This window comes from Lelliottia sp. RWM.1, from assembly GCF_016859735.1.
Taxonomy (GTDB): Bacteria; Pseudomonadota; Gammaproteobacteria; order Enterobacterales; family Enterobacteriaceae; genus Enterobacter.
This window is the reverse complement of sequence record NZ_WLVC01000046.1, coordinates 20,844-35,778: the sequence shown is the minus strand read 5'-3', so window position 1 is coordinate 35,778 and position 14,935 is coordinate 20,844. Positions and strand designations below refer to the sequence as shown.

At 53.2% G+C, this 14,935-nt stretch carries 13 protein-coding genes; 9 read left to right on the top strand and 4 right to left on the bottom strand.

Annotated features, from left to right (window positions below):
- Nucleotides 1-156 precede the first annotated feature (156 nt).
- Nucleotides 157-870, bottom strand: a complete 714-nt coding sequence (locus GF617_RS22530) for a DUF554 domain-containing protein (protein ID WP_203452482.1) — start codon at nt 868-870, stop codon at nt 157-159.
- A 402-nt stretch (nt 871-1,272) separates the two neighbouring features.
- On the opposite strand from GF617_RS22530, the gene GF617_RS22525 reads away from it, so the two are divergent.
- Nucleotides 1,273-3,408 carry an ornithine decarboxylase gene (locus GF617_RS22525; RefSeq protein ID WP_181620732.1) on the top strand — a complete coding sequence of 712 codons (2,136 nt, stop codon included), beginning with the start codon at nt 1,273-1,275 and terminating at the stop codon, nt 3,406-3,408.
- A 48-nt stretch (nt 3,409-3,456) separates the two neighbouring features.
- Here the strand turns inward: GF617_RS22525 and GF617_RS22520 are convergent, their stop codons facing one another.
- Nucleotides 3,457-4,149 (bottom strand): response regulator, encoded by a 693-nt coding sequence (locus GF617_RS22520; RefSeq protein ID WP_203452481.1) that lies wholly within the window; start codon nt 4,147-4,149, stop codon nt 3,457-3,459.
- Nucleotides 4,139-5,776, bottom strand: a complete 1,638-nt coding sequence (locus GF617_RS22515; protein ID WP_203452480.1) for a sensor histidine kinase — start codon at nt 5,774-5,776, stop codon at nt 4,139-4,141. Before GF617_RS22515 ends, GF617_RS22520 begins: the two co-directional genes overlap by 11 nt.
- Before the next feature lie 345 nt (nt 5,777-6,121).
- Between GF617_RS22515 and GF617_RS22510 the strand changes: the two genes are divergently transcribed.
- The 8 genes from GF617_RS22510 to citG are packed head-to-tail and all read left to right on the top strand — an operon-like array spanning nt 6,122 to nt 13,445.
- Nucleotides 6,122-7,483, top strand: a complete 1,362-nt coding sequence (locus GF617_RS22510; protein ID WP_181620729.1) for a 2-hydroxycarboxylate transporter family protein — start codon at nt 6,122-6,124, stop codon at nt 7,481-7,483.
- A gap of 17 nt (nt 7,484-7,500) precedes the next feature.
- A complete protein-coding gene (locus GF617_RS22505) occupies nt 7,501-8,364 on the top strand; it encodes a fumarylacetoacetate hydrolase family protein (RefSeq protein ID WP_181620728.1) in 864 nt (287 codons plus the stop codon).
- 13 nt (nt 8,365-8,377) lie between these two features.
- Entirely contained in the window at nt 8,378-9,403 is a 1,026-nt protein-coding gene (citC, locus tag GF617_RS22500; protein ID WP_181620727.1) for a [citrate (pro-3S)-lyase] ligase, read from the top strand.
- A 16-nt stretch (nt 9,404-9,419) separates the two neighbouring features.
- Entirely contained in the window at nt 9,420-9,713 is a 294-nt protein-coding gene (gene citD / locus GF617_RS22495) for a citrate lyase acyl carrier protein (protein WP_181620726.1), read from the top strand.
- Entirely contained in the window at nt 9,710-10,585 is an 876-nt protein-coding gene (citE, locus tag GF617_RS22490) for a citrate (pro-3S)-lyase subunit beta (RefSeq protein ID WP_181620725.1), read from the top strand. The genes citD and citE overlap by 4 nt, the downstream gene beginning before the upstream one ends.
- 10 nt (nt 10,586-10,595) lie before the next feature.
- Nucleotides 10,596-12,113, top strand: a complete 1,518-nt coding sequence (gene citF, locus GF617_RS22485) for a citrate lyase subunit alpha (protein ID WP_203452479.1) — start codon at nt 10,596-10,598, stop codon at nt 12,111-12,113.
- 5 nt (nt 12,114-12,118) lie between these two features.
- Complete coding sequence (citX, locus tag GF617_RS22480; RefSeq protein ID WP_181620723.1) at nt 12,119-12,658, top strand: citrate lyase holo-[acyl-carrier protein] synthase; 540 nt, start codon at nt 12,119-12,121, stop codon at nt 12,656-12,658.
- The gene (citG, locus tag GF617_RS22475) at nt 12,636-13,445 is read left to right on the top strand and encodes a triphosphoribosyl-dephospho-CoA synthase CitG (RefSeq protein ID WP_203452478.1); all 810 of its coding nucleotides are present in this window, start codon (nt 12,636-12,638) and stop codon (nt 13,443-13,445) included. Before citX ends, citG begins: the two co-directional genes overlap by 23 nt.
- A gap of 22 nt (nt 13,446-13,467) precedes the next feature.
- Here the strand turns inward: citG and GF617_RS22470 are convergent, their stop codons facing one another.
- Entirely contained in the window at nt 13,468-14,724 is a 1,257-nt protein-coding gene (locus tag GF617_RS22470) for a nucleoside permease (protein WP_181620721.1), read from the bottom strand.
- Nucleotides 14,725-14,935: the final 211 nt, after the last annotated feature.

Here is a 14,935-nt window from a genome sequence, read left to right as displayed (position 1 = left end):
GAATCGAACCAAGGACACGGGGATTTTCAATCCCCTGCTCTACCGACTGAGCTATCCGGGCAACGGGGCGCATTAAAACCGATTCGCCCTCTGCCGTCAACGAAATTTGTCGTTTTCGTTACAGACTGCACACTCTCTCGCCACTTCGCTGCCATCTTAGGCGAAAAAGTGCGTCCAGAGCGCGGAAAGCGGCATTGCAATCAATAATGCAGGCAGCATGTTGACCACCGCAAACATCTTAATTCCGCAGATACGTAGTCCTGTTGCCAGCAGGAGCAGGCCGCCTACGGCGGTAAAGTCTGCCATCATAGCGGGCGTTGTCAGCGGAAGGATGAGTGTCGCACAGGTGGCCAGCGCGAGTTGGATCAACAGCATCGGCACGCAAATAGCGGCAACGGCGATGCCAAGTGTTGTGGCGAAAATAGTTGCCGTAAAGAAATCAAGAAATGCCTTAGCAATCAGTATGCTTGGATCACCCGTCATGCCTTCCTGCATTGAGCCAAAAATCCCTGTTCCACTGGCACAGAAAAGAATAATTATCGCGACATAGTTTTGAATAAATGATTCGTGGCTACCGTTTTTCGTCTTACCAGGGCGGGAGATCATATTTTTGGCTTTGCTTACCGCGCCGTTGATGCCCTTTTCCAGATAACACAATTCACCAATCAGTGCACCAAGCAGCGTGGCGAGCACCATGATTGGCAGGTTAGCGCACTTGATCACCAACAAAATACCAATGCCTAACGAAGCCAGACCAAAAATAGAGGGCATGGATAAGCGAATACGTTCCGGTAATCGCTGGCTTAACACTGCGCCGAGCACGCCGCCCAATAGTACAGCACCTGCATTAATAAAGGGCCCGATAACCACGGTAAACTCCTGTTATTTAATCATTGATATTGCATTATTATGACACGGCATCGCGGTTTAAGGGGGTAACATTCGCTCATTAAATGCATAATGATTCCTTCTTGCACCTCAAAATAAAAGGTGACATGATTGCGCGAATTTTCTCCTCTTCAGATACGGAGCCGCCCAATGATGACGCTGTTTACCGCTGCGCGAATGCCATTCCGTATCACTATTTTCACTTCCTGTCCCACCATGCGGTGAGGGTAACGCAGGCTTGCTGCAGGACAACAGTAAAACCAGACGCGTTCTGATTTTACTGATGTCTGGCGGTCGGAGCTGAGTTCCGGTCAGACACATTCGTTGGGCAGCGTGATAACGCTGTCCGGGGCTTTTTCTCCCCTGAAACGGGTATTTGCGCTTATGAAATCAATGAAAATTGCCGTCAGCCGCGAGCTGGTATCCACGCTGTCCACGCACCGCGAAAAGGTGACTCTGGACAATACAGACTTTACCGATGTGGCGGCAGTCGTCATTACGGTCGCTGAGAGTTGTAGCGGCATCCTTGCGTTACTGAAACGCACGGGCTTTCAGTTGCCTGTTTTTATGTTCTCACAAGAGCAGGTTGAGATCCCTGATGGGGTCACAGCAATCATTACGGGCAAAGCCCAGGAGTTCCTGGAACTGGAATCCGCAGCTTGTCACTACGAAGAGAATCTGCTGCCGCCTTTTTTTGACACCCTGAGCCAGTATGTGGCAATGGATAACAGTACTTTTGCCTGTCCTGGTCATCAGCACGGTGCATTTTTTAAAAAGCACCCGGCAGGACGCCAGTTCTATGATTTCTTTGGTGAGAATGTCTTTCGTGCCGATATGTGCAATGCCGATGTGAAACTTGGCGATCTGCTGATCCACGAAGGCTCTGCCAAGCATGCGCAGAAGTTTGCGGCAAAAGTGTTTAACGCCGATAAAACTTACTTTGTCCTTAACGGTACATCCGCCGCAAACAAGGTTGTCACTAACGCCTTGTTAACCCGTGGCGACCTGGTGCTTTTTGATCGTAATAACCATAAATCGAACCATCACGGGGCGTTGATTCAGGCCGGGGCTACACCGGTCTATCTCGAAGCAGCAAGAAACCCGTTTGGCTTTATTGGCGGTATTGATGAGCATTGCTTTGATGATGCCTATCTCCGCAGGCTGATCCGCGAAGTCGCTCCTGAAAAAGCCAATGATGCACGCCCGTTCCGTCTGGCGGTGATCCAGCTTGGAACCTACGATGGTACGATCTACAACGCCCGCCAGGTCATCGATAAGATTGGTCATCTCTGCGACTACATTCTGTTTGACTCCGCCTGGGTGGGATATGAGCAGTTTATTCCGATGATGGCAGACAGTTCGCCGCTGTTGCTGGAACTGAACGAGAACGATCCGGGCATTTTTGTGACGCAATCGGTGCATAAGCAGCAGGCCGGGTTCTCGCAAACCTCGCAAATTCACAAGAAAGATAACCATATCCGTGGTCAGGCGCGCTTTTGTCCACATAAACGGCTCAACAACGCGTTCATGCTGCATGCCTCAACGAGCCCGTTCTACCCACTGTTTGCCGCGCTGGATGTGAATGCCAAAATCCATGAAGGCGAAAGTGGGCGCAGGCTCTGGGCAGAATGTGTGGAGCTGGGGATTGAAGCGCGCAAGGCGATCATTGCGAACTGCCACATGATCAAGCCTTTTATCCCGCCAGTGGTTGCCGGACGTCCGTGGCAGGATCACGCGACCCGTACCATCGCCAGCGAGCGCCGTTTCTTCAGTTTTGAACCGGGTGCGAAATGGCACGGGTTTGAGGGGTATGCGAGCGAGCAGTACTTTGTGGATCCCTGCAAGCTGTTGCTCACCACGCCAGGTATTGATGCTGAAACGGGCGAATATACCGGGTTCGGCATTCCGGCGACCATTCTCGCGCACTACCTGCGTGAAAACGGCATCGTGCCGGAGAAGTGCGACCTCAATTCGATCCTCTTCCTGCTGACGCCTGCTGAAAGTGCCGAGAAGCTGGCGCAGCTCGTGGCTATGCTCGGTCAGTTCGAACAGCATATTGAGGATGACACGCCGCTTGCTGACGTGCTACCAACCATTTACCAGAAATACCCGGTGCGTTACCGCGATTACACGTTGCGTGAACTGTGCCAGGAGATGCACGACCTGTACGTCAGCTTTAACGTGAAGGATCTGCAAAAAGCGATGTTCCGTAAGGAGAGTCTGCCGGCAGTGGTGATGAATCCTCAGGATGCCAATCAGGAATACATTCGCGGAAATGTCGAGCTGGTGCGCATCCGGGATGCCGAAGGCCGTATTGCTGCGGAAGGTGCGCTGCCATACCCGCCGGGTGTGTTGTGTGTTGTACCGGGTGAAGTGTGGGGTGGTGCAGTACAGCGTTACTTCCTGGCGCTGGAGGAAGGTGTGAACCTGCTGCCCGGTTTCTCGCCGGAGCTTCAGGGCGTTTACAGCGAGAAAGACGCAGATGGAATCAAGCGGCTGTATGGGTACGTGTTGAAATAAGTGCGGCTTAATCCTCTCCCCAAAGGGGAGAGGATTAAAGTGAGTGGCTCAAACTGCATTGCGCTTATACATTCTTCGCGGATGCCCAATCTTCCCGTACAACATCTCTACGCTCAAAAAACCCGCCTCCACGCAATGTTCCAGGTAGCGGCGTGTCGTGGTTTTGCTCAATCCCGTCTCGCTGACCACTTCGTCGACTGAAAAGCAATGGGCCGACTTTTCATTGAACAGTGCCTGTACCAGTGACAACGTGTTCTCTTCGATCCCCTTACTGCCATTATCCAGGCGGTAGTTTTTCGCCTGTAGCTGATACAACGAGTCCACGTTTTGCTGATCAACAATTTTCCATACGCGTTGCTGCTCTGCAAATTGCACAAAGCGCTCAAGCGACTGGCTGAGTCGTTTCCAGGAGACGGGTTTCAGGATGTAGTCAAATGCGCCGTTGCGAATTGCCTGGCTACAGGTGTCCATATCACTGGCTGCGGTAATAAAAATGACCGAGCAGTTTGCGCGCGCCAGCAGGGGATTACTGATAAGCGTAATCCCCTTGCCATCGGGCAGGTAGTTGTCTAACAGCATGAGCTGCGGGTGTTGGCTTTCTAGCTGAATATGAGCATCAGCCAGCGATGATGCTATACCTACCAGCCTCAGGCGCGGGTGTTTGCTGATAAGTTCAGCGTGAAGTTGCGCCAGCTCGTTCTCGTCTTCAACAATCAATACGTCGATAAGTTCATGTTGCATAGTCGGTATCTTCCAGTTCCTGTGCGGGATGCCGGGCGGTTCCTGTGGCGGGGATAAACAGAGAGAAAATAACGCCACGGGGCGTGTTATCGGCAACTTCTATCGAGCCGCCAGTCTGGGTGACATAGCTTTCGATCAAATACAGACCAATACCATGATCGCCGCGTGTTTTCGTCGTGATGCCGCGTTCAAATATTCGCTCACGGATCTCCGGCTTAATGCCAACGCCCTGGTCAGCGACTTCGATGATCAGTTCGAGTTCGTTCAGCTTTATCAGTACCTCTACAGGCTCATGCGGGAGTGGTGCGCGCTGGGTCGCTTCAATCGCGTTATCCAGCAAATTACCGATAATCGAAATCAACTCAGCTTCAGGCAGCGGAATAAAAGGTTTGTCCATCCGGCAGGCGGGGTCAAAGCGCAACTCGACCCCTTTTTCCCTGGCGCGTGCGGATTTACCCAGCAGTAGCCCACACAGCGTGGGTGAACTGAAGCGCGAGGAGATAAAGTCCAGCAGCTCTTGTGCATGTTCTGATTGTGCCTGAATGTAGCCAATTGCCTCATCATAACGGCCCATATGCAGCAAACCTGAAAGCGTGGTCATACGATTAAGCTGCTCGTGACGCATAATGCGCAGGTTGTCGACATAACGCTTCACCTGGCTCAGTTGAGCACTGAGGGAGTCTATTTCGTTGCGATCGCGGAAGGTGATCACCCAGCCCTGAAGTGAATCTTCAAGCATGATCCGCACACGGCTGGCAATGACCGTCAGTTCATTGAAATGACAGATCTCATCGTGGGTGTCTTTTTCCAGCATGGTGTGGAGCGTAAAGAAGGGCACAGGAGCGATAACCAGGCTTATCAACTGCCCGCGTAACTCGCGTGCGGGCTGGCTAAGCCCCAACAGTTTTCTGGCTGCCTGGTTGATCACCTCAATCCGCAGGTTATCGTCGATCGCAATGACCCCTTCATAAATGGACTCCATCATCGCTTTTTGCTGGCGGACCAGCAGGCCGATTTCTCGCGGTTCAAGGGAGAATATCTGCTTCTTAATACTGCGGGTGAAAAACCAGGAGAAAATAAAGAGTGCGATCAGCAACAGCACGGCGGCAATCAGGATATTGACCACTTTATTCACGGTGATGGTATCGAGATAACTCGTGAGATACCCCACCGATACAATGCCCACCACTTTACCGGCATCGTTGATAATGGGCGCTTTACTGCGCAGTGAAATACCGAGCCCTCCCTTGCGGATCGTTGTAATGCTTTTGCCTTGCAACACCTCTGCATTGTCGCCACCGACCAGCGTTGTCCCCACCCGATCAGAAAACACGGAGTGGAACAGGTGCTGTCCTCTATTATCACCAATCACAATAAAACTGGCATCGCTGCGTTCTGCTATTTTCTGCATGAAGTTATGGATGGCTTTGATATCTTTTTGTTCAACTTCATTGCGTAAAGTCGGAATAATTGCAATTTCCTCAGCTTGTATTTTCGCTCGCCCGCTCATTTCCTGATATAGCTGCTTTCCGACTTCGGCGTAATAATATCCGCCCAATAACGCAAACAGCACTGAGAAAAAAGCCATCAGCGAAACAAACAGTTTGATTTGAAAAGATACTTTCATAACTATCACGCAAGGTATCAATAAAGGTTGCCAATATATCATCTTTTTCAGTGTCGACGCTGAGTTTGCCAAAAACTTGTGATCCCTTGCACAGCAAGGGTTGTAAAAGATTTATGTGAAAGCGTTACCGCCTTTATACCCAATTACTAAATGTTATTTGTTTGTTCATTTAGGAAAAGAAACCATAAAAACCACAGCAATAAATAAGGTGTTAATCACATTAAATAAAAGAAACCATTAAAACCATAGTGGCCATTAAAACTTCGGTTTTAATATGTCATTCCTCACATAAAGTAAGCCTTTGTGACTTTAAGCTGAACGTACAAAATAACCAAGGGGCTTATTATGAGCACAACTGACGATTCTTTCTCTGTTACCCACGACCCGATTGATATTCAGCGGCCATCTCTCAAAGAGCGTTGGTGGCACATTATGGATACCTGGAAAGTCGGGATCATTCCTCTGCCACTGTTTGTGTTAGCAGGTGCACTCATTGCGATTGATTGTCTGGGTGGTAAATTGCCCAGCGATATTGTCGTGATGGTCGCGACGCTTGCGTTCTTTGGCTTTGCCTGCGGTGAGTTTGGTAAACGACTGCCGATTGTCGGCAAACTGGGCGCGGCGGCCATTTGCGCCACCTTCATCCCATCAGCAATGGTCTACTATGGCCTACTGCCGGATGTGGTGGTGGAGTCCACCACCAAGTTCTACAAATCCACCAACATTCTTTATCTCTACATCTGCTGCATTATTGTTGGCAGCATTATGAGTATGAACCGCACCGTGCTGATTCAGGGCTTCCTGCGTATCTTCTTCCCGATGCTGTGCGGCGAAATCGTCGGCATGATTGTGGGCATGGGGGTTGGCCTGGCGCTGGGGCTTGAGCCATTCCAGATCTTCTTCTTTATCATTCTGCCGATTATGGCGGGCGGCGTAGGTGAAGGTGCGATTCCGCTCTCTATTGGTTATGCCACATTGTTGCATATGGACCAGGGCGTTGCGCTCGGCCGTGTCCTGCCAATGGTGATGCTCGGTGGCCTGACCGCCATCATTATCTCCGGCTGCCTGAACCAGCTCGGCAAGCGCTACCCGCATTTGACCGGTGAAGGTCAACTGATGCCAAACCGTGCGAACGCCGATACCACGACCGCACAACCGGCATTCTCGGGTAAGGCGGACGTGACTACCATTGCCTCCGGCGCGCTGTTGGCTGTGCTGCTCTACATGCTGGGGATGCTGGGACACAAACTGATTGGCCTGCCTGCACCGGTTGGCATGCTGTTTATGGCTGTACTGGTCAAACTCTGTAATGGCGCGTCTCCACGCCTGCTTGAAGGTTCGCAGGTGGTTTACAAATTCTTCCAGACTTCAGTGACCTACCCCATTCTGTTTGCCGTTGGCGTGGCGATCACTCCGTGGCAGGAACTGGTGAATGCCTTCACTGTGAGCAACCTGCTGGTGATTGTCAGTACCGTCTCTGCACTGGTGGCAACAGGCTTCTTCGTGGGCAAAAAGATTGGCATGCACCCCATTGATGTCGCCATCGTTTCCTGTTGCCAGAGTGGCCAGGGGGGGACGGGTGATGTGGCTATTCTGACAGCAGGCAACCGTATGAGCCTGATGCCATTCGCCCAGATTGCAACCCGTATTGGCGGCGCGATTAACGTCTCTATCTCTCTGCTGATATTAGGCAACTTCCTCGTTTAAGTTTTCAGGAAAGAACCATGAAACTCGCAAGTTTTCGTTACCAGGGTAAACGCAGCTACGGCATCGTTGAGGCCGAAGGTGTGATTGATTTAGGCCGCCGCATGGGCGACCGCTACAGCGACCTTAAAGCGCTGTTGCAGGGCAACGGGCTGGCAGAAGCTACCCGTTATCTTAACGATGCAGTTGATGTGCCGATGAGTGCCATCACTTTCTTACCGGTGATTGAGCAGCCAGAGAAAATCCTTTGCGTGGGCATGAACTACGCCGACAAGCGCAAAGAGTTTGACCAGCATAACCCGGCGCCAACGCTGTTTGTTCGTTTCCCGGATTCACAGACGGGTCATAACGAACCGGTATTGAAGCCGCGCCATTCAAGTGAGTTCGACTACGAAGGTGAGCTGGCGGTGATTATCGGTAAAGGCGGCGAGAACATCAGCCGTGATGACGCCCTGCGCCATGTAGCGGGTTACAGCTGCTACATGGATGGCTCAGCCCGCGACTGGCAGCACACCTGGTTCACCGCGGGTAAAAACTGGCGGCAGACCGGCGCGTTTGGTCCGTGGATGGCGACTGCCGATGAGATACCCGACCCGCATCAGCTTTCTATTCGTACCTGGCTGAACGGTCGCATGGTGCAGGAAGACAACACCAGCAGCATGATCCACAAGGTTGCCGAGCTGATTGAATACATCAGCACCTTCACCCGCTTAAGCCCTGGTGATGTGATCATCACAGGCTCCCCTGGCGGCGTGGGTAAAAAGCGTAACCCACCGTTGTTTATGAAAGAGGGCGATCGCATTGAGGTGGAGATCGAGCATATCGGTCATCTGAGCAACGTGATCATGGAAGCGCCAGCGAACACGCTGACGGCAGCGCACTAAGTAAGGCGGCAGTATGCACTCGCAACCCACAATCGATTTTCGTCTTACCGAGGTGACGAAACACCCGGAACGCTTAAGCCAGATCCGCTATCTGCTGGCGGATAGCGGTCTGGGGCTGGACAACGACATCACGCTGTTTGTTGAAGCCTGGTCCGGAACACAGTTGGTGGGTTGCGCAGGGCTGGCGGCTAACGTTATCAAATGTGTGGCGGTGGATGAACAACTTCGCGGTGTGAACTTAAGCGCCCGCCTGTTGGCAGAGGTTGAAAATGCGGCGCTGGCGCGCGGGCATTTTCATCTTTTTCTCTGCACTCGTCCCTGTAACAAAGAGCGGTTTGCCCGCAGTGGTTTCTGGCCAATTGCCCAGAGCGGGAACAACGCCGTACTGATGGAAAACACGCCTCAGGGAATCGAACGTTACTGCCGTTCGCTCGCGGCGAAGCGCAAGTGCGGGGCGAAAATTGGCGCGATTGTCATGAATGCCAATCCCTTCACCCTCGGACACCGTCATCTGGTCGAGCAGGCAGCGGGGCAGTGTGATGCGCTTCATCTGTTTGTCGTTCGCGAAGATGCCTCATTCTTCCCGTTCCATGCGCGTCTGGACATGGTGCGTGCGGGCGTGGCGCATCTGTCGAACGTGACCGTACATGAAGGCTCGCAGTACATCATCTCTCGCGCCACGTTCCCGGCCTATTTTCTGAAAGAAACTGGAAAAGTGCAGCAGGCCTGGAGTGAGATCGACGTACTGGTATTTCGCGATTACATCGCGCCAGCGCTTGGGATCACCCATCGCTTTATCGGCTCGGAGCCGTTTTGCGATATCACCCGTCAGTACAACCAGACGCTACACGCTCTGCTTTCCTCACACATTGACGTGGTGGAAATGCCACGCATGAAGGCGACCGGAAACGCCATTTCGGCGTCGGAAGTGCGCCGTTTACTCAAGACACAGCAGTTTTCCCGGATCCGGGAGATTGTCCCGGAGTCCACTTTCGCACATCTTGAAACGCACTACCGTGCGCGTGCGGAAGTCGCATAACTATCAGGAATTTATCATGAAAATTGTAAGGGAGGCGCTGGCCGGAACGCAGGAGTCCAGCGACCTGATGGTGAAAATCGCCCCCGCTAACGGCGAGCTGGAGATTGTCATCCACAGTGAAGTGATTAAGCAGTTTGGCGAGCAGATCCGCCAGGTGGTGGATGAAACATTACGCGCCATGAACGTGCACCAGGGATTAATCATCGTTGAAGATAAAGGCGCGCTGGACTGTGTGATCCGCGCTCGTCTGCAAAGCGCGGTGCTCCGTGCGGCAGAAGAACAGTCGATCGACTGGAGGGCGCTGAAATGAACAAACTCCGTCGCAGCATGCTGTTTCTGCCCGGCGCAAACGCCGCCATGCTCTCAACAGCCTTTATCTACCGTCCTGACTCCATCATGTTCGACCTTGAAGATGCCGTGGCTCTGCGTGAAAAAGATACCGCCCGCCTGCTGGTCTTCCACGCGTTGCAGCACCCTATGTATCAGGATATCGAAACCGTGGTGCGTATTAATCCGCTGAGCACGCCGTTTGGCTTGCTGGATCTGGAAGCGGCGGTGCGAGCGGGCGTTGACGTGATTCGTTTGCCAAAAACCGATACTCCGGACGATATCTTTGAGCTGGAAGGTCACCTGGAACGCATCGAACGTGAGTGCGGACGCGAAGTGGGGTCCACGCGTGTGATGGCGGCGATCGAATCCGCCATTGGGGTCATTAACGCCGTGGCGATTGCCCGTAGCTCTCCGCGATTGATTGGTATCGCGCTTGCTGCGTTTGACTACGTCATGGACATGCAAACCGAACGTGGCGATGGCACGGAGCTGTTTTATGCCCGCTGTGCCGTGCTGCATGCGGCGCGCGCGGCCGGGATCGATGCCTTTGACGTGGTGTGGTCAGACGTTAATGACGAAGCCGGATTCCTGCGTGAAGTCGATCTGATCCGCAAGATGGGCTTTAACGGCAAATCGCTGATTAACCCGCGCCAGATCGACTTGCTGCACAATGCTTATGCGCCAACCCAGCAGGAAGTGGATCACGCAAAACGGGTGATAGAAGCAGCAGAAGAGGGCGAACGTAACGGCCTGGGCGTGGTATCGCTCAATGGCAAAATGGTCGACGCGCCGATTATTAACCACGCGCAGATGGTGCTGGAACGCGCGGCGGCCTCCGGCGTGCGTCGCTAAGGATGACACAATGAATCAGACAGAACTTCTCCATGTGAACTTTCCCCATCTGCGGGATTTAAAACCCTTTGACACCGCCCACAGCGCCACGCCATGGCTGGATAATCTGGAAGAGAAACACACCCGCAAGCTGTGTGAATCGCTTGAGCAGGCGGTTGTACGCAGTGGTTTGCAGGATGGCATGACCATTTCATTTCACCATGCGTTTCGTGAAGGTGACCGGGTGATCAACTCCGTGGTGGAGAAGCTTGCGCAGATGGGGTTCAAAAACCTGACGCTGGCTTCCAGCTCGCTGATGACCTGCAATGATGCGCTGATCGAACATATTCAGAGCGGTGTTATCACGCGGATCTACACCTCTGGCATGCGCGGCAAACTGGCGGACGCCATTTCGCACGGGCTGATGGATGAGCCTGTGCAAATTCACTCCCACGGTGGGCGCGTGAAGCTTCTCCAGGATGGCGAACTGAAAATTGACGTGGCATTTCTTGGCGTGCCGTGCAGCGATGAGTTCGGCAATGCTAACGGTACACACGGTAAATCCTGCTGCGGCTCACTGGGGTATGCGATGGTGGATGCCCATTTTGCCCGAAAAGTGGTGCTGTTAACCGAAGAGCTTGTGCCGTTCCCCAATATGCCTGCCAGCCTGGTGCAGGACCAGGTGGACTTTATCGTACAAGTGGAGAGCGTAGGTGACCCGGCAAAAATCAGCGTTGGTGCGGCGCGTGTCACCAGTAACCCGCGCGAATTGATGATTGCCCGTTATGCGGCAGACGTGATTGAACACTCCGGCTATTTCAAACCGGGCTTCTCCATGCAAACCGGCTCCGGTGCAGCGGCAACGGCCTGCACCCGCTTCATGGAAGAGAAGATGGAACGCAGCGGTGTGAAGGCTCGCTTTGCGCTGGGAGGCATTACCGGGGGGCTGGTCGATCTGCATGAAAAAGGGCTGATTGAAAAACTGCTTGATACTCAGTGTTTTGATGGTCAGGCGGCGGCTTCTCTGGCGCGTAATCCGAATCACGTTGAGATCTCTACCAATGTCTATGCCAACCCAGGCAGTAAGGCTGCGAGCTGCGATCAGCTTGATGTGGTGATCCTGAGTGCGCTGGAAATTGACGTCGATTTTAACGTCAACGTGATTACCGGCTCTGACGGCGTGATGCGCGGCGCATCCGGCGGGCACTGCGACGTCGCTGCGGCCGCCAACCTGACCATCGTGGTCGCGCCTTTACTGCGTAGCCGTATCCCCACCGTAGTGAAGCGTGTCACCACGCGTCTAACGCCGGGGGAGAGCATTGATGTTCTGGTCACTGACCATGGTATAGCGGTGAACCCGGCGCGCCCGGAAATCCGCGAGCGTCTGGTGGATGCGGGGCTGAAAGTTGTCGATATCGATGTGCTGTTTGCGCGAGCGATCTCGCTGACCGGAGAGCCAAAACCGATTGAATTTACCGACAAAATCGTCGGAGTGATCCGCTACCGTGATGGCAGCGTGATTGATACCGTCAGACAAGTGAAGGAATAACGTTCATGACAACAGCGACACCCGTCAGTGCGGGTGTCAGCCTGGAGGCGCTACTGGCTGCAAAAGAGAGCCGCGCGGCGCGCCAGGCTGACTGGCTTACGCACTATCAACAACCCGTTATCTCGCTCACTCTGGTCACTCCGGGTGAAATCAAAGACAGCCTGCGCTATCGCAATACCATGGGCGTAGCGCTGCAAATGTGTGACCAGCTATTGTGGGAAAATCGCTGGCAGGTGCTGGACCGTCAGGTACTGTGGCTGCCGACGGGGCCAGAGGCGTTGTGGTGCGTTGCACATCCGGCGGCGGAAGTGAAAGCTCATTGCGCGGATCTGGAACAGACACATCCACTTGGCAGACTGTGGGATTTAGATGTGATCTGCCCGCAAAACGGCCATGTGGGCCGCCTGTCTCTAGGGGCGCATTTGCGTCGTTGCCTGATTTGCGATGAACCTGCACACGCCTGCTCCCGCTCGCGGAATCACCCCGTTGAGCAGGTTGTCGCCCAGGTGGAGAAGATGATCGATGACTGGTTTGCTCGCGACTAAAATACGCTCAACAGATGTGCCGCGACTGGCCGAAGAAGCACTATGGCTGGAGCTGGAACTGACGCCAAAACCAGGACTGGTCGACAGGCTTAACAACGGTTCTCACCGCGATATGGATCATGCGATGTTTGCCCGGAGTATTGCGGCAATTTCCCCGTGGTTTAGCCGGTTTTCGGATCTTGGGGAGGAACATGCAGATAAACCGGTGGCGGAACAACTGCGATTGCTCCGCCCTGCAGGGATGGCCTGCGAGCAAGCTATGTATGGCGCAACCGGAGGCGTGAACACCCATAAAGGCGGAATTTTTGCGCTGGGGTTGCTCTGTTTTGCTGCCGGACGGGTGAAAAATGTGAGCGCGCAGACGTTGTGTTGTGAAGTGAGCAACATGTGTCGGGGGCTTGTGGCGCGTGAACTTGCAGGACGTAGCGGCATGGCGACTGCCGGGGAGCGGCAGTTTCAGCAGTATGGTTTAACAGGTGCGCGCGGCGAGGCAGAAAATGGCTTTGCGACGGTGCGTCACGCGATGGAGAGCTGGAACGGTCGTCAGCTTCACGACCTGCTGTTACGTCTGATGGCGGTTAACCTGGACAGTAATCTGGTGTCGCGCGGTGGGATCGCCGGGCTGCGCTATGTGCAGGATTATGCGCAACGATTGCTGTCAAACGGCTGGGATTGGGAAGCGCTGGCTGAAATGGACAGGGCGCTGATGGCGCGTAATTTAAGTCCCGGGGGCAGTGCGGATTTGCTGTCGGTAGGATGGGTATTGGCAGAATTACCCCTCTCCTGAAAGGAGAGGGGATAATGAGGAGTTAGTGCGCGACAGGCTGAGCACCCGCCGGAACACGAACGTGTTTGTATTTGAACAAGGCCACGAATGCGAAGGCCAGAACCAGCGAGTAAGCCGCGAAGATAAGCCACACTGGCTGCCAGTCTGTGATGCCGTTGGTGGTGTACATTTCAACCACTTTACCGCTCACGACGCCACCCAGAATACAGCCGAAGCCGTTGGTCATCATCAGGAACATACCCTGTGCACTGGCGCGAATTTCAGGCTTCACTTCTTTTTCCACAAACACGGAACCCGAGATGTTGAAGAAGTCGAAGGCGCAGCCGTAAACAATCATCGACAGAACCAGCAGCACTGTGCCGAATGGGGTTGGGTCGCCGTAGGCGAACAGACCGAAACGCAGCATCCACGCGAAAATACTGATAAGCATCACGTTCTTAATGCCGTAACGGCTCAGGAAGAACGGGATGGTCAGGATGAACAGGGTCTCAGAAATCTGAGAGATGGACATCATGACGGATGCGTGTTCAACGATAAAGCTGCCGGAGAACAGCGGGTTGTTATCGAAGCTGTGCAGGAAGGTATTCCCGAACATATTGGTGATTTGCAGTTCAGCTCCCAGCAGCATGGAGAAGATAAAGAAGATCGCCATACGTTTGTTTTTGAACAAAGCAAACGCATCCAGACCGAGCATGGTGCTCCAGCTTTGATTTTTCTGCTGATTCGACACTGGAATGTGTGGCAACGTCAGGGTAAACAGGGCCAGCACAACCGAGAGCGCTGCACCAATGTAGAGCTGCATATGGCTCAGTTCAAAGCCTGCGAAGCTTACTCCCCACATTGCCATGATAAAGCCGATAGTGCCCCAGATACGGATTGGCGGGAAATCAGTAACGATATCCATCCCGGCAGATTTAATGCGGTAGTAGGAGATGGTATTGATCAAGCCCAGCGTTGGCATATAGGCCAGCGAGTTAAGCAGGATAACAATAAACATTTCACCCGGCGTTGTGACGCTAGCCGCCATAAATAGCGTACCAGCCCCCACCAGATGACAAAGCGCGTAGACCCATTTTGCGCTTATCCATTTATCCGCCACGATCCCCAACAGCGTTGGCATGAAGACCGCAGCAATACCCAGCGAGCTATAAACTGCACCGATAGACGCACCATCGAACTTGAGCGTCACAAACATGTAGGAGCCGAGCGTTGTTAACCAGCTCCCCCACAGGCAGAACTGCAGAAACGACAATATTTTAAGCTGCAGCTTAAGGTTCATGTTACTTTCCTCACAATTGAGCGGGAGATATGTTGTTATTGGAACATTCAGGGTTGGAATTTGATGCAATTCTATCAGCAGGCAACGTTATGTTTTGTTACCTCCCGCAAAAAAATGCAATCCACATTAATTTGCAGATTGGATTGTGATGCAAATAACATTTTCGTATGGCTGGGTGTTGGGTGCAGCCTGATGCCCTGACCCTCTCCCA

Bases quoted from the DNA above. Each gene is read 5' to 3' on its own strand.
- GF617_RS22525 (WP_181620732.1), top strand. From the start codon at position 1,273: ATGAAATCAATGAAAATTGCCGTCAGCCGCGAGCTGGTATCCACGCTG.
- GF617_RS22520 (WP_203452481.1), bottom strand. From the start codon at position 4,149: ATGCAACATGAACTTATCGACGTATTGATTGTTGAAGACGAGAACGAG.
- GF617_RS22515 (WP_203452480.1), bottom strand. From the start codon at position 5,776: ATGAAAGTATCTTTTCAAATCAAACTGTTTGTTTCGCTGATGGCTTTT.
- GF617_RS22510 (WP_181620729.1), top strand. From the start codon at position 6,122: ATGAGCACAACTGACGATTCTTTCTCTGTTACCCACGACCCGATTGAT.
- GF617_RS22505 (WP_181620728.1), top strand. From the start codon at position 7,501: ATGAAACTCGCAAGTTTTCGTTACCAGGGTAAACGCAGCTACGGCATC.
- citC (WP_181620727.1), top strand. From the start codon at position 8,378: ATGCACTCGCAACCCACAATCGATTTTCGTCTTACCGAGGTGACGAAA.
- citD (WP_181620726.1), top strand. From the start codon at position 9,420: ATGAAAATTGTAAGGGAGGCGCTGGCCGGAACGCAGGAGTCCAGCGAC.
- citE (WP_181620725.1), top strand. From the start codon at position 9,710: ATGAACAAACTCCGTCGCAGCATGCTGTTTCTGCCCGGCGCAAACGCC.
- citF (WP_203452479.1), top strand. From the start codon at position 10,596: ATGAATCAGACAGAACTTCTCCATGTGAACTTTCCCCATCTGCGGGAT.
- citX (WP_181620723.1), top strand. From the start codon at position 12,119: ATGACAACAGCGACACCCGTCAGTGCGGGTGTCAGCCTGGAGGCGCTA.
- citG (WP_203452478.1), top strand. From the start codon at position 12,636: ATGACTGGTTTGCTCGCGACTAAAATACGCTCAACAGATGTGCCGCGA.
- GF617_RS22470 (WP_181620721.1), bottom strand. From the start codon at position 14,724: ATGAACCTTAAGCTGCAGCTTAAAATATTGTCGTTTCTGCAGTTCTGC.